Origin of the sequence: Psychromonas sp. CNPT3 (assembly GCF_000153405.2) — a bacterium.
Classification (GTDB): domain Bacteria; phylum Pseudomonadota; class Gammaproteobacteria; order Enterobacterales; family Psychromonadaceae; genus Psychromonas.
Map to the genome: position 1 here is coordinate 546,185 of NC_020802.1, position 14,341 is coordinate 560,525.

General features: G+C 37.6%; 16 protein-coding genes. 6 read left to right on the top strand and 10 right to left on the bottom strand.

The genetic code is table 11. The features are described 5' to 3' along the window. Positions 1-17: 17 nt before the first annotated feature. Both trmL and PCNPT3_RS02445 read right to left on the bottom strand, forming a co-directional pair. Positions 18-482: a tRNA (uridine(34)/cytosine(34)/5-carboxymethylaminomethyluridine(34)-2'-O)-methyltransferase TrmL gene (trmL, locus tag PCNPT3_RS02440; protein WP_015464286.1), complete on the bottom strand. Its 465-nt coding sequence runs from the start codon at positions 480-482 to the stop codon at positions 18-20. A 98-nt stretch (positions 483-580) separates the two neighbouring features. Next, complete coding sequence (locus tag PCNPT3_RS02445; protein ID WP_015464287.1) at positions 581-1,282, bottom strand: response regulator; 702 nt, start codon at positions 1,280-1,282, stop codon at positions 581-583. A 346-nt stretch (positions 1,283-1,628) separates the two neighbouring features. Here PCNPT3_RS02445 and PCNPT3_RS02450 point away from each other — a divergent pair, with 346 nt between their 5' ends. Then, positions 1,629-2,585, top strand: a complete 957-nt coding sequence (locus PCNPT3_RS02450) for a cation diffusion facilitator family transporter (protein ID WP_015464288.1) — start codon at positions 1,629-1,631, stop codon at positions 2,583-2,585. 2 nt (positions 2,586-2,587) lie between these two features. Continuing rightward, entirely contained in the window at positions 2,588-3,367 is a 780-nt protein-coding gene (cysE, locus tag PCNPT3_RS02455; RefSeq protein WP_015464289.1) for a serine O-acetyltransferase, read from the top strand. 340 nt (positions 3,368-3,707) lie between these two features. On the opposite strand, the gene PCNPT3_RS02460 is transcribed toward cysE, so the two are convergent. Continuing rightward, positions 3,708-3,923 carry a DUF1653 domain-containing protein gene (locus PCNPT3_RS02460; protein ID WP_041771245.1) on the bottom strand — a complete coding sequence of 72 codons (216 nt, stop codon included), beginning with the start codon at positions 3,921-3,923 and terminating at the stop codon, positions 3,708-3,710. Between the two features lie 144 nt (positions 3,924-4,067). Here PCNPT3_RS02460 and PCNPT3_RS02465 point away from each other — a divergent pair, with 144 nt between their 5' ends. Further along, positions 4,068-4,301 carry a cell division protein ZapB gene (locus PCNPT3_RS02465; protein ID WP_015464291.1) on the top strand — a complete coding sequence of 78 codons (234 nt, stop codon included), beginning with the start codon at positions 4,068-4,070 and terminating at the stop codon, positions 4,299-4,301. 38 nt (positions 4,302-4,339) lie between these two features. On the opposite strand, the gene rraA is transcribed toward PCNPT3_RS02465, so the two are convergent. Beyond that, positions 4,340-4,855, bottom strand: coding sequence for a ribonuclease E activity regulator RraA (rraA, locus tag PCNPT3_RS02470; protein WP_015464292.1), 516 nt, complete (start codon positions 4,853-4,855; stop codon positions 4,340-4,342). A 373-nt stretch (positions 4,856-5,228) separates the two neighbouring features. Here rraA and dacB point away from each other — a divergent pair, with 373 nt between their 5' ends. Next, on the top strand, positions 5,229-6,644 hold the full coding sequence (gene dacB, locus PCNPT3_RS02475; RefSeq protein WP_015464293.1) for a D-alanyl-D-alanine carboxypeptidase/D-alanyl-D-alanine endopeptidase: 1,416 nt from the start codon (positions 5,229-5,231) through the stop codon (positions 6,642-6,644). Here dacB and PCNPT3_RS02480 read toward each other — a convergent pair. From PCNPT3_RS02480 to PCNPT3_RS02495, 4 genes are all read right to left on the bottom strand, one after another. Then, complete coding sequence (locus PCNPT3_RS02480; RefSeq protein WP_015464294.1) at positions 6,641-8,131, bottom strand: hypothetical protein; 1,491 nt, start codon at positions 8,129-8,131, stop codon at positions 6,641-6,643. The genes dacB and PCNPT3_RS02480 overlap by 4 nt on opposite strands. A 77-nt stretch (positions 8,132-8,208) precedes the next feature. Continuing rightward, on the bottom strand, positions 8,209-9,003 hold the full coding sequence (locus PCNPT3_RS02485) for a Cof-type HAD-IIB family hydrolase (protein ID WP_015464295.1): 795 nt from the start codon (positions 9,001-9,003) through the stop codon (positions 8,209-8,211). A gap of 11 nt (positions 9,004-9,014) precedes the next feature. Continuing rightward, entirely contained in the window at positions 9,015-10,022 is a 1,008-nt protein-coding gene (locus PCNPT3_RS02490; RefSeq protein WP_015464296.1) for an alpha/beta fold hydrolase, read from the bottom strand. Positions 10,023-10,131: 109 nt separating this feature from the next. Next, positions 10,132-11,853 (bottom strand): proline--tRNA ligase, encoded by a 1,722-nt coding sequence (locus PCNPT3_RS02495; RefSeq protein ID WP_015464297.1) that lies wholly within the window; start codon positions 11,851-11,853, stop codon positions 10,132-10,134. A gap of 61 nt (positions 11,854-11,914) precedes the next feature. On the opposite strand from PCNPT3_RS02495, the gene PCNPT3_RS02500 reads away from it, so the two are divergent. Then, entirely contained in the window at positions 11,915-12,466 is a 552-nt protein-coding gene (locus PCNPT3_RS02500) for a rhomboid family intramembrane serine protease (protein ID WP_015464298.1), read from the top strand. On the opposite strand, the gene tsaA is transcribed toward PCNPT3_RS02500, so the two are convergent. Then, positions 12,450-13,139 carry a tRNA (N6-threonylcarbamoyladenosine(37)-N6)-methyltransferase TrmO gene (tsaA, locus tag PCNPT3_RS02505; RefSeq protein ID WP_015464299.1) on the bottom strand — a complete coding sequence of 230 codons (690 nt, stop codon included), beginning with the start codon at positions 13,137-13,139 and terminating at the stop codon, positions 12,450-12,452. The two genes, PCNPT3_RS02500 and tsaA, sit on opposite strands and share 17 nt — an antisense overlap. A gap of 2 nt (positions 13,140-13,141) precedes the next feature. After that, on the bottom strand, positions 13,142-13,516 hold the full coding sequence (rcsF, locus tag PCNPT3_RS02510; RefSeq protein ID WP_232207369.1) for an Rcs stress response system protein RcsF: 375 nt from the start codon (positions 13,514-13,516) through the stop codon (positions 13,142-13,144). A gap of 67 nt (positions 13,517-13,583) precedes the next feature. Between rcsF and gmhB the strand changes: the two genes are divergently transcribed. Next, on the top strand, positions 13,584-14,144 hold the full coding sequence (gene gmhB, locus PCNPT3_RS02515) for a D-glycero-beta-D-manno-heptose 1,7-bisphosphate 7-phosphatase (RefSeq protein WP_015464301.1): 561 nt from the start codon (positions 13,584-13,586) through the stop codon (positions 14,142-14,144). The last annotated feature ends 197 nt before the right edge of the window (positions 14,145-14,341 follow it).

The window sequence follows — 14,341 nt, forward strand, 5'->3', positions numbered from 1 at the left end:
TGAAGAGGGCGTATTTATTACACTGCGCCATTAAAATCAAGTTGTCGCCATGCTTCGTATACAAAAACAGAAACGGCATTGGCAAGGTTCATTGAACGACTATTGGGTTGCATAGGAATACGTAATTTTTGCTCTAAGGGTAATGCATCAAGTAATTCGCTCGGTAATCCGCGAGTCTCAGGACCAAAAAGTAATACATCACCGGATTGGAAATTTGCTTGGCTGTGGTAGGTTGTTGTTTTGGTCGTACACGCTAAAATACGTTTGCCTTTAACTGACTCTAAAAAGTCTTGGTAGTTCTTATGGTGTTTTATATTGGCAATCTCATGATAATCTAAGCCGGCTCTACGCACTCTTTTCTCATTAAAATCAAATCCTAGAGGCTCAATGAGGTGTAAAATGCACCCTGTATTTGCACAAACGCGAATGATAGCGCCTGTATTTTGTGGGATTTCGGGTTCAAAAAGTGCAATTTCTATCATGGTAGTGACCTTCTAGGCGGTAAATTTGAAAAGAGATCCAATTGTAGAGCGATCCCTTACATACATCAAGATTTTAGCGCCTATTTAGTTTTATGATTTTAAGCGGGAATTTGTAATGTATCTTCAACCCACATATAACCTTTTCCACGAAAGTTTTTAACGCGAGTATTTCCGTCGATGCGTGGTGGTAATTTGCGTCTAATATTACTGAGGTGCATATCAATACTACGATCAAAGGGCAGTAATTTCTTACCTAAAATATCTTCACTTAACTCTACTTTAGAGAATATTTTACCGGGATGGGTTAAAAAAGTTTCAAGTAACAACAATTCTGTGGTGGTCAATTCAATGGTAAAGTTTTGACATATAACTTGTTGTTGATCATGATAAAGTTGCACATCTAAGTACGATATCATGTCTTTTGGGTCAATTTTTTTATGCTGATTTCGGCGTAAAATTGAGAGTGTTTGCGCTAATAGATCGCGTTCACAAAAAGGTTTTGTAAGATAATCATCCGCATTCATTGCTACGCCGAGTGCTTTATCGATAGGATCGCCTTTATTGGCAAGAATGAGTACAGGTACATCACTTTTTTGGCGTAATAATTTTAACATATCCATGCCATTCATTCGTGGCATCATCGCATCTAAAATCAACATGTCATAATCACCCGATAGGGCTTTTTGTAATCCTTGTTCACCGTCAAAGGCGATATCTACAATAAAGTTTTCTTTGCGAAGAAAGTCGGAAAGTAAAGAGACAAGCTCTTTGTCATCATCAATTAGAAGTAGTTTTTTCATGTAATTACCTTAATAAGAACGTCTCTATTTAGGTAATTTGTCTATGAAATTAGGCAAATAATCTAAAAATAGAGATAAGAGAAAAATTAAATGTATCTTCAATTCAAATCCATTCGTATTTAAAGAATATTACTTAACTTAAGTTATATTTTAACTGCGCTTATAATAAACTGTATCTTGTTTTTTTGTAAGTCGTTTTGCAATGTTTTTTATAAAATTTTTGTTGTTATTTTAACGTTTTAATGTAGAGATGTCATTTAATTGTGTTTCTGTGTACCTAAAATCACCGCTATCTGGTTTCGCTAAATAAAGCGTTTATAATGATAGCTCATTTATAGGAAAGGGGTTGGGTTTGTTTGCTGAATATAAACAAGATGATTATGCAAGATTAGTAAATCTTGCAGGGCGTGTTGCCATTTTTGCCGCCTCGTTATTAATTGTTGTAAAATTAGGTGCTTGGTTTCTGACAGGCTCTGCGAGTGTATTAGCAGCCTTAACCGACTCCCTAATGGATGTGACAACTTCTATTATTAATTTACTCGCCATAAAAATAGCCTTACAACCGGCGGATGATGATCATCGTTTTGGTCATGGTAAAGCAGAAAGCTTAGCGGGACTTTCTCAAGCCGCCTTTATTACTGGTTCTGCCGTGTTTTTGATGTTTAATGGTATTGCTGCGTTTATTAATGGTCAGCAAATGACGTCTAGTCATATCGGTATTATTGTCATGATATTTTCTGTTGTGATCACATTAGCTTTAGTTTTGTTTCAAAATTATGTGGTTAAAAAAACGGGTAGTATGGCCATTAAAGCGGATTCATTGCATTATCGTACGGATATTGTGTTAAATGGCGCCGTGTTATTAGCCATTATTCTAACGGGATTTGGTTGGTATTGGATCGATGCTTTATTTTCAATTTTAGTCAGTTTTTATATACTTTATGGGGCGTGGGAAATTGGCTTACAATCTATTAATGCATTAATGGATAAGCAATTATCCAAAGCAGATGAAGTGCGGATAATTAAAGCAGTTAGCCATATAGAAGGCGTTCGTGGGATGCATGATTTGCGTACACGTCAATCGGGTAATGTTAAGTTTATTCAATTACATTTAGAATTAGATGATGATCAAACTTTACTTGAAGCACATAAAAAATCAGAGAAACTTGAATATATACTAGAGAAATCATTTGCGCATGCGGATATATTGATTCATTTAGATCCTTTATCAATGGTCCCATTGCACAAACGCAATAATTACGCCCCCGAAGAGCGTACTCAAAACTTAACTAAGGACACGTAATAATGTCGCTATTACAAGAACAATTATGGAATAAAATAAGAGATGAAGCTTGGGGATATTCAGCAAATGAGCCTATTCTAGCGAGTTTTTTTTATTCGACAATACTCAACCATAAAGATTTAAAATCCGCATTAAGTTATCAATTAGCAGGACGACTTGATAGTAGTACCATGCCGGCTATTTTAGTTCGTGAAGTTATTGAAGATGCGTTCAGCAATGATCCTGAGATCTTAAATGCTGCGATGGCTGATATTATCGCAGTACAAGAGCGAGATCCTGCTGTGGGTGATTTTTCAACACCCTTATTATACCTTAAAGGATTTCATGCGTTACAGGTACACCGCATTGCAAACTGGTTGTGGAAACAAAACCGTCGACCTTTAGCGCTGTACTTACAAAATCGCAGTTCAGAATTGTTTGCGGTTGATGTACACCCTGCCGCCACCATAGGTAAAGGCATTATGTTTGATCATGCGACAGGCGTAGTGATTGGAGAAACAGCTGTGATTGAAGATAATGTGTCTTTATTACAAGGTGTAACCCTTGGGGGAACCGGTAAAAATTGTGGCGATCGACATCCTAAAATACGTCAAGGTGTGATGATTGGTGCTGGGGCCAAAGTGTTGGGTAATATTGAAGTCGGAGTGGGGGCTAAAATTGGTGCTGGTAGTGTGGTACTTGAGGCTGTTCCTGAGCACACCACGGTCGCAGGGGTTCCTGCAAAAATCGTTGGGCACCCATCTTGCGCTATGCCATCACTATCCATGGATCAAGATATTTAGTCTGCCATAGAAAATGAGGTTGGATTGACTGTATCAACCTCAATATTTTCACTCTGATATCAGTATTAATTGAGCAAGATATTTAATCAACCAATAAAAAAGAGGTTGTATTGACGGTATCAACTTCAGTGTTTTCACTCTGATTTCAGTATTAATTGAGCAAGATATTTAGTCAACCAATAAAAAAGAGGTTGGATTGATAGTATCAACCTCAATATTTTCACTCTGATATCAGTATTAATTGGGCAAGATATTTAATCAACCAATAAAAAAGAGGTTGTATTGACGGTATCAACTTCAGTGTTTTCACTCTGATATCAGTATTAATTGGGCAAGATATTTAGTCAACCAATACAAATCGAGCTCGTATCACACCATCAATCTCAACATTTTCGGTGAACATTGTAAGTGGTCTCACCCATAAATCTTGTGCGCCATAAAGTGGTCGATAAACAACCATTTTTTCTTCTGTTTCACTGTGTATTGCAATTCCTTGCACCTGATAAAAATTTCCTTTGTAATGCTGATATTTCCCACAGGGAATTGAATTGTGCATTTATCTCTCACTTATTATACTTAAAAGTGGGAAAAGAGTAACATGTTCACTTTTATTTACCTAAAAGCAAAACAAAGGTTGAATAAGAGGGCAGGAATGCTTATTCTCAGAAAATTGAACAAATTCCTTTAAGGGGCGAATTAAATGACATTAGATCTATTGGAAAAACTAGAAAGTAAAATTAACAATGCAGTGGACAATATTGCTTTGTTACAAATGGAAGTTGAAGATTTAAAAGATGACAAATTAACGCTAGCTGAAAAAAATGACGTGCTACAAGCAGAAAATACTAAGCTTACTGATGAGCATCTACAGTGGCAGTCACGTTTAAGTGCGCTAGTCGGGAAAATAGAACAGGCTGAAGAAAGCCTACTCTAAAAAACAGGCCTGTTTACAGGCCTTTTTTTATCTTCTAATTATTCTTCTTCTTCGATTTCTTCTTCGAGTTCATCGACATCGAGAGGCTCAGGAGAAATAACAATACCCGTGCTATCTGCGTATAGAATATCTTCTGGTAAGAAGGTCACGCCAGCAAAATTAATCGGCACGTTGATATCACCTACTTCAGTATCATCTGCACCTACAGGGATAGCCGTAATAGCTTGAATACCTATATCCATTTCTTCTAGTTGGGCAACTTCACGTACACAGCCATTTACAACAATGCCTTCCCAACCGTTTTCAATAGCAAGCTCTGCAATATGTACATTAACTAATGCGCGACGTATAGATCCACCGCCATCAACTAATAACACTTTACCCGTGCCATTTTCTTCGAGAGCTTTATAAATAAGACCAACAGATTCAAAACATTTGACAGTGACAACTTCTCCTGCAAATGAATTTCGCCCACCAAAATTAGTGAGTAAAGGTTCAACAACATCAATAGTGTCTGCATAAATATCACAAAGAAGAGATGTATTATATTGCATGGGTTAGTTCGCCTATGGTTATAGAGAGTTATTCAAGTATAAACGGAACGGCTTCATTTACAATGGATTGCCTGTATGAAACGCGATGTTTTAAAAATTTATACCAGTTTGTGCGTGTGAATGCAATGCTTGTTAGGCTAAAAATAGGCTTAGTTAAAGTTTAACGTTAGGCTATACTTTTGCTTGCTATTTTTTTACATTTTATTTATATTTTATCTGTAGATAAATACCCATGAGACTATGATTTTAAAGCCATGAAGGCTTATTATATCTTTAATCTAATCGTACATTATGGACTTGCCACTTTGTTTGAGACTAACAAGCGTTATCTATTTTTGTTAGCATAACCATTCATCTTTTATGGAATAATTTAATGTATAAAATTTTAGTTTCTTTTTTTTTCTGTAGCACGCTTTGGGCAAATGAATGGCAAGATTTAGAACGGTTTTTACCACCTGGGACGCAATTATCCTATTTGGTTGTGGATGCTGCAACACAAAAAACAGTGGTATCTCATCATGCTAATACGTTACGGACTCCCGCGAGTGTACAAAAAGTTTTAACAGCGCTGGCAGCTAAAATATATCTAGGGGATGATTTTCGCTTTGAAACAAGCATTCGAGGATCTCGCGATAAGATCTCTCTCGGCAATTATCAAGGCTCTTTAAGTTTTCAGTTTGTAGGCGATCCAACACTATTACGCGTGGATATTCGCAAGATGTTATTACGCTTAAAATCTCTCGGAATAAAAAATATAAAAGGTGATTTTTTATTAAATAGTCATGCATTTAATGGCTACCAATGGAGTAATGGGCAAGCGTGGAATGATCTTGGTGTCTGTTATACCGCGCCGAGTCATGCGATCATTGTTAATAAAAATTGTGTTCTAGGTAATTTAGGCCGTGGCGATGGTAAAACGGCCTCATTATTTATTCCACCTTATGAGCCTATGCGTATTAGCAGTGATGTGCAGATTGTAAGTGTAGAAGAGAAACAGAAAGCTTTCTGTGATTTAGAGATAACGCGACACGAAAATAATAGATATCATCTCTGGGGTTGTATGGTGCCTCGAAGCGGTGCATTTCCTTTGGCTTTCGCGGTAAATGATCCGTTTAACTATGCAGCCGAAATTATCCGAAGCGAATTAAAAAGAGTGGGTATTAAATTAACAGGTCAGGTACGAGAAGATAGCGCTTACCTTGTATCCGATAAATTGGTAACGCATCAATCAATAACACTCGATCGTTTATTACTGCAGATGCTAAAAAATTCAGATAATTTAATTGCCGACAGTTTATTTAAAACATTAGGTGCACATTATTTTAATACATCAGGAAACTTTCGTAATGGTGCTTTGGCCCTTAAATTGATATTAGAGAAGCAGGGCATTGATCTTGGAAATAGCTATATAGTCGATGGATCTGGCTTATCTCGACATAATTTAATGAGCAGCAAGCTGTTTATGAAAGTGTTAAATTATATTTATAAACATGATAAAACATTACATATACTCGCCTCTTTTCCTATTGCGGGAAAAGATGGTACGTTAAAGTACCATCGAGGGGTGCATGATACTTTATTAACCGAAAAAGTGATTGCTAAGACTGGCTCTATGAAAGGTGTCAGTAACTTATTAGGGCGCGTGAGTACCGCGCGTGGTGACATGCTTTTTGTGGTACTTCTCAATGCTTATGTACCCCTTAAAAGTGCATCTGTGAGCGTATTAGTATCAAAAGATCATTTTCAACGAGAATTTTTAAAACGTATTGTATTGCTTGGAAATGATTAATTTACAATTTTGTTCCAATACATTGGTGCATTATTAAATAAAAGGTGACTGGTAGAGGTTGTCTTTTTATTCTTCTCGAGAGGTACTTTTATTTTTAATGTGTAATTAATGCCATCAAAATCGAGAAGAAAGCTTTGTTGATCTGTTTTAAATAATAAGCTTTTCCATAAATAATGAAGATCTGTGGTCACATTGAGAGGTGTTTTTACTGCGGAGATACGACTATTAAAAATGTACGCCTCTTTTGTTTTTGTACCTTTAAATATCAACATCTCACAGGCATTACTGCGGTTGCACCAATCAAGCATAATGATTGCGTCATTGATGCCATCATCATTTAAGTCATATTTTACGACACTAAATTGGGTGTTTTTAGGATCGCTGTTTTGAGCGTGAAAATAAACGGCTAATGCATGTTGCACTTTTTTATCGAGGCGCTCATTTGGATTGATGTTTTTTGCGTCGGTCGGGGTGAGCAATGCAGGTTTTACCTGCTTCGTTACCTTGGTAAAAATAAGCGGGATGAGTAAGGGGCTTCTTTGATTGTTTTTGTTGATAGCCACCGCGCGCAGCGTTTGCTGTGTGCGAGAGAAAACATATTCTTCTTGTAAGGGATTATTACCCTGCTTAGTCAGCATGATCACAATCTCATCTGCTGATTTGTTTTTCCAAAATCCTGTTTTTATAATATTTTCAGTTTTCTGATTGAAAACAACCTGATGCTGCGCGTTGAGACTTAAGCTGATGAGATCACTCTGCTCTGTACTTTGATAATCACCCATCACATTATTTGTTATTGGTGTAGCTTGGATTTTTAAGCACCCGCTAAAATTATTCCAAGGGGTTTCTAATTGGGCTTTATATCCCCAATATTCTTTGTTTTTAGATGCATAGCAGGGACTCTCTTGATAAATTAAGCGCAGCATTTTACCTTGCTCATTGGTTGCCACTATCGAGGTCTGATTTGAAGAAACAATAGGCTCTTTGGTTATCTTATACGCTTGATTTATGGCTTTTGACGCTAAAAGAATAAGGTTTTTATCTACGGTTAAACGCCAAAAAGGAGATGCCCCTTGGGCTTTTAAGCTAAAAGGTCCCGCATGCTTTGCACATTGTAATAAAATGTTTTTTTGGGTGAGATAATAGATATCATCAACGCGCATACGCGCCTCTTTGTCATTTGGGGTAATGTATATTTCCGCTGATAATTCAATATAGAGAGGTGTATTTTTAATCCGATTAAGTTGGCTGTATATGTCTTTTATTTTTGTATCGTTGCGGATTAAAAAAAGATCGTCTGTTGCACAAGGCGTGAAGTAAGTCTGTTTCCCTATAAATTTCAGCTCACCTTTAAAAGACTCTGCCGGTGCGGATGTAAAAGGTGTTGCACCTAAGTTCTGTTTTATAGCAAGCTCAGAGGTTGAGCTACTGCATGCGCTGAGCAAAAAAAACAAACAACTAAAAAACAGGTAAAGAGAAAAACGCATAGGAGGCCTTTATAAAAGTGAGTTGTCTTATTATATACACAAATCAGACTCGCGCGTTTAACTCTTTTTTAAGGATTTTATCCCTGTAATATATGATCAAGCATCACAGCAACACCATGCTCTTTTGAGCTACAGGTTTTTTCTGCGTTGGGCAGGGCTGCACATAATGCTTTTTGTGAGTTTGCCATTAAAATACCTTTACCCACTAAGCTTAGCATTTCTACATCATTCATCGCATCACCAAAAGCGATAGCGTCTTCAGTGCGCAGTCCTTTCGCTTTTAAAACGGCTTGTACAGCGGTGCCTTTATTGGTATTTGCATCCATCATTTCTAAGCATTTGTCGAGCGAAAATGTGAGGTTAACTCGGCTTCCATATTTTTTATTGAGCATTTCATAAATAGGCTGCAATAGCTCAGGTTCGCCCCAAAAAAATATTTTAATTGCTTTGCTACTGTCTATACGGGTTAAGTCTGATTGTTGACAATGAAATCCGGCTCCTAGATCCATTTCCATATGTTCGGGTATTATAAAATTAACAAACCACTCATTGTCGGTAAAAAGATTAACTTGTATATTTTTATTAAATTGAGTCTGACAAACTTCCGTTACGATAGCCGTATCGATATTTTGTGCATGGATAATATTTCCTTGTTTATCATGTACGCGCGCACCATTTGATGTGATCAGATAAATAGGCTCATTAATATCCTTTTGTAGGTGTTTCGCTTCAATGTAATGGCGACCTGTTGCGATCACAAATTTACGATCATCTTGGATCCAATTTAAAATGCTTTTTTTTGTTTCTACTGAGATCCGATGATCCGGGCCAAGTAATGTTCCATCAAGATCGGAGATGGCTATTTTGTACATATATGTATACCTTATTTTATTGATTGTTCTATTTTTTTAAAAAAAGAAAGCGTTTTAGTCAGCGTTGGTTGTCTAATCTCATCGCGCTCGATTAATATTTCATGTTGGGCTTTGTCAACACTTACAAATTGGTTATATTTATTTCTCGTTAGATTCTTAAAAAATGCATTCTGACCCGTTGCACTAATGATGGCATCATCTTCCGCTTGGAAGAGGAGTATGGGGATATTAATTTTATGGGCATTTCTAATGGCTTTTTTTGTGGCGTCTATACTCGTTGCTAACCAACGCATGGTGGGAGAGCCTAATTGTGTCTGTGGATATTGTTGCAGTGTTTGTTTAAAGTCGTTGAAGCGCTCACTACTCGAGGTAAACGGTCCTTTTTTAAAAAGGGGCATACTAAAGTCTTTTCCAAAAGGCACATAACACGCTTTAGGGCTAAACAGAGACGTTATGAATGCGCTACATAAAGCAATATTTTGGATGATGTAAGCAGGAAATCCGTAAAATTTAAAAGATAGCATGGGGCAAAAGAAGACACTGGCTTGAAATGGGTGTGCATATTGCTCTAAATAGAGTGCGCTTATCGCGCCTCCCATTGAATGCGAGAGTAAATAGCGATGCGTATATTTTTGTTGTAGCGCTAGGCTACATATATAAGTATTAAAATCGGTAATATAATCTTGAAAAAACCGAACATGACCTCGTGATTTTGACCCTCCAAAGCGCTCTGAAAAACCTTGTCCCCGATGATCGATAAGATAAATATCAAAACCTTGTTTATTTAACTCAAAAGCCAATTCTTTATATTTAAGCGTCGTTTCACTGCGCCCTTGACTGATAACAATAACCCGTGAATTACCCGTGGCAATACTAACATGGCTGATTGTTTTATCATCAACACCTTGAAACGTATGAAATAATGCATGTAGGTGCCAAAAAGCATCTATTTGTTGTTTTTTAGGCGTGTTAATTTCGTCTGATGTTTGCAGTGTTAAGTTGGGAGGGGGCATACTCATTAAAAAAGCCATCCATCGTTGAAAGTAGGTGTCTATTTTTAATACTTAGTATCCGGTATTTTAAAAGAATTAGCCAGTATAAAATACTGGCTAATTTATATAATAAAACTTAGCTACGTTGCTCTTTAATGAAGGCGATAACATCCTCAATCTTGACGTCTTGTTTCTCGCCAGATTTACGGTTTTTGTATTCAATAACGCCATTATCAATACTGCGATCACCAATGATCAGCATATGTGGAATACCAATTAGCTCTGCATCGGCAAACATGACGCCTGGGCGCTCTTTACGATCATCAAAGAGTACTTCAATGCCTGCTGCTTGTAATTCTGCGTAATATCTTTCAGCAAGATCGGCAACGCGATGAGATTTTTTCATGTTCATCGGCACGATCACGACAGAGAAGGGAGCTAATGCTTCATTCCAAATAATGCCATTAGCATCATTATTTTGTTCAATAGCAGCCGCTACAATGCGTGAAATACCAATACCGTAACAGCCCATCGTTAGCGTTTGATTTTTGCCTTGCTGGTTTAGTACGCTGGCATTCATCGCTTCTGAATAGGTTTTGCCTAATTGGAATATATGGCCAACTTCAATGCCACGGGTAATGCTTAATGTACCTTTACCACAAGGGCTAAGATCGCCCTCTTGAACATTACGAAGATCTGCAGTTTCATAATCTTTAATATCACGATCCCAGTTTACACCCGTTAAATGTTGGCTATTTTCATTCGCCCCACAAGTAAAGTCTGCTAATTTATCTGCGCTTAAATCAACAATAATACGTAGGGATAAACCCATCGGGCCAATTGAGCCAGCATCACAACCAGCTGCTTCTTTAATTTGCGTTTCATTAGCAAATACAAGTGGGTTTGAAACACCCTGAATATTAGAGGCTTTAATTTCATTTAAACTATGATCGCCACGTAAAACAAGGGCGACAATCGGCGTTTCTTGTCCTTCTTGCGCAATACCTTCAACCAGTAATGTTTTTAACGTTTGCGTCGCAGGTACATTTAACGCTTGGCATACATCTTCGATACTGTGTACGTTCGGTGTTTCCAACGTTTTTACATCGAGAGTGGCCGCTGGGCGATCGAATGTAGGAGCCAGTGCTTCCGCTTTTTCAACATTAGCAGCATAGTCACTTTCAGATGAGAAAGCGATAGCATCTTCACCACTTGGCGCTAAAACATGGAATTCATGTGATGAATTGCCACCAATGCTACCACTGTCTGCAATAACAGGGCGATATTCAAGGCCAAGGCGCTCAAATATACGGCAATATGCACTAAACATGGTTTGATAAGTCTTTTCTAAACACTCATCTTCAAGATGAAAAGAATATGCATCTTTCATGGTGAATTCACGTGAGCGCATCACACCAAAACGAGGGCGCGTTTCATCACGGAATTTAGTTTGAATCTGAAAAAGGTTCAGAGGGAGTTGTTTATAGCTATTAATTTCTTTACGTACTAATTCAGTTACAACTTCTTCATGCGTTGGACCGAGTACAAAATCGCGATCATGACGATCTTTAAGCCGCAGTAATTCACCACCATATTTATCCCAACGGCCAGTCTCAACCCATAGATCTGCTGGTTGTACGACAGGCATTAATATTTCGACTGCGCCTGCACGCTCCATTTCTTGACGAACAATGTTTTCCACTTTACGTAAAACACGTAAACCGGTTGGTAACCAAGTGTATAAACCTGATGCTAGTTTACGGATCATACCCGCACGTAACATAAGTTGGTGGCTAACAATAACGGCATCGCTAGGCGCTTCTTTTTGAGTTGAAAGTAAATACTGGGTCGTGCGCATGGTAATCCTTAAGTTTTCAGGTCAATATAAAGAAGCGATTTTATCTAACAATGGGGATTAAATGAAGCAGTATCTACAAAGTCTTAAAGTAAGTCTCTTTATCATGGTGATTTGTGGGTTTATTTTAGTGATAAATATGTTGTTGCCCCTGCATTTAACGCAATATGGGATCCACCCGCGCTCAATGGCTACGCTTTATGGGATATTATTTGCTCCTTTTTTACATGTTAACTGGATACATTTAAGCAGTAACTTTTTTCCTTTTATTATTTTTTCAACTTTGATTGGTTTTAGAAGTGTTAAACGTTTTTATTGCATATTTTTCTTACAATTAGTTTGTACGGGGATTTTAGTGTGGTTATTTGCACGTGGAAATAGTGTACATGTAGGTATGAGTGGCATTATTTATGCGTTTTGGGGATATTTAATTATTTATGGCATTGTGCGTAAAAAAATAATGCATATTATTATTTCTATTTTAACTCTATTTTTTTACAGTGGACTTATCTGGGGCGTGTTGCCAACGTACTCGAGTGTTTCTTTTGAAAGTCACTTTTTAGGTGCACTTTGTGGGGCGATAAGTGGCTACTTATTTGCTAAGCATAGGGTTTGATGGCGGTGACGGTGCAACAATCTAAGGTGTTTTGCCAGTAGATATTAAAGTCGAGTAAATGCATGGCATAGATTTTTGTGTCTTCTTTACCCTTTTTATAGGCAGGACGGGGATCTTGTTGTAATACTTCTTGGATCAACAATGCAAGCTCTGGCTTATTATGTAAAAAGTGTAGCGCTTGTTCTGAAAATTGGACCTGCATTAATAGTTGAGGTATGTGCTGAGCAAACCCTGCTTTAGCATCGGGTTTGGCATCGGCATAAGGAATATAAGGTTTAATATCAACAATGGGCGTGCCATCAACAAGATCAAGGCTGCTAATTTGTAAGAATAGCTTACCTTTTTTTTGAACGATGCCATGATACTCAACTAAAGACAGGCCTATAGGATTGGGCCGATTAGGCGAGCGTGTTGCGAAAACACCCATGCGTTTGTTACCGCCAAGACGCGGAGGGCGTACCATTGGACTCCATGTCTCTTGCGTTTTGTTTTTATGGAAAATAAACATCAGCCATAAATGACTAAAACACTCTAAACCTGAAAAAGCATTGATATCATTATAAGGAGGCAGTATTTCCAGTAAACCTTTCGCGCTAGGGACTAGCCCTGGCTGACGAGGTACTGCAAATTTTTCTTTATAGGGGCTGTGCATGATAGCAATAGTCGTCAGCATTTTTATTTTTCCTGCTCTACTGAAATAGCGCGTGCGTAGCATATTACATTAGATAAGCAGCTACTATCGGCTTCAAAAGTGACACAGGTTTGAAATACAATGCCGTTAGCATCTAAATTAGCTGCATTAATACGCGCTTTGGTTCGCGCATCGGCTTTACTTGCGGGGCGATCGTTTATTTCTATTTGGCAACTGCTACCCGTAATAGCGCCTAACCATTGTGCGTCTAATTTTGTCGCTTCTTCTTTACTATATATAGTAACGCTACTCGGTTTAAAATAAGTCGAAAAATTTTGTTTATCAACATTAGATGAAAAAGGGTATTGGCTACAGGCGCCGAGTAATAGAGTTGTAAATAAAAGAGTAAAACGCAACATAATAAATTCTTTATAATAAATGAAAAAAAGCGATAATAGCATCGATAAAAAGATAATAGGAAACAGTATGACAGTAACTAACGCAAAACGTGCCATTTTTCTCGATAGAGACGGTGTGATCAATGTTGATCATGGCTATATTTCTAAAGTAGATGATTTTGAATTTATTGAGGGAGTAATAGACGCATTACAGGGCTTTAAAGAGAAGGGCTATTTATTAGTGCTTATTACTAATCAATCCGGTATTGCCCGAGGTTACTTCACAGAAGATCAATTTCAGACATTAACAGAGTGGATGGATTGGTCTCTAGCAGATAGAGGCGTGGACTTAGATGGTATTTATTATTGTCCGCACCATAGTGAGCATGGACTCGGAGAGTATAAAGTCGAGTGTGATTGCCGTAAGCCAAAACCTGGCATGCTACTGGAAGCCATTAAAGAGTTAAATATAGATGTCACTGCATCTATATTAGTAGGAGATAAGATCTCGGATATACAAGCGGGTATCGCAGCGGGTATCGAAAATAACTATTTAGTACGATCAGGAAAAGAGATCACGAGCGAAGGCGAAGCCTTGGCGACGGATGTTTTTGAGGATTTAAAAGAAATGTTTGAAAAACTCGCTTGAATTGTGGGTAACTCATCAATAAATGTGCATAAGTTGTGGCTAACTTAGGTATAAAAATTAAATCTTAAAATAAGCGTTTTTTATGCAAAAAACGCTTGCCAATGTTGCTGAACTCCCTATAATGCGACCCCACAGACACAGCAAGTAACGCGAGTTACCGCGGTGTTTGGTGAGACAACGATTTGATTATTAACTTA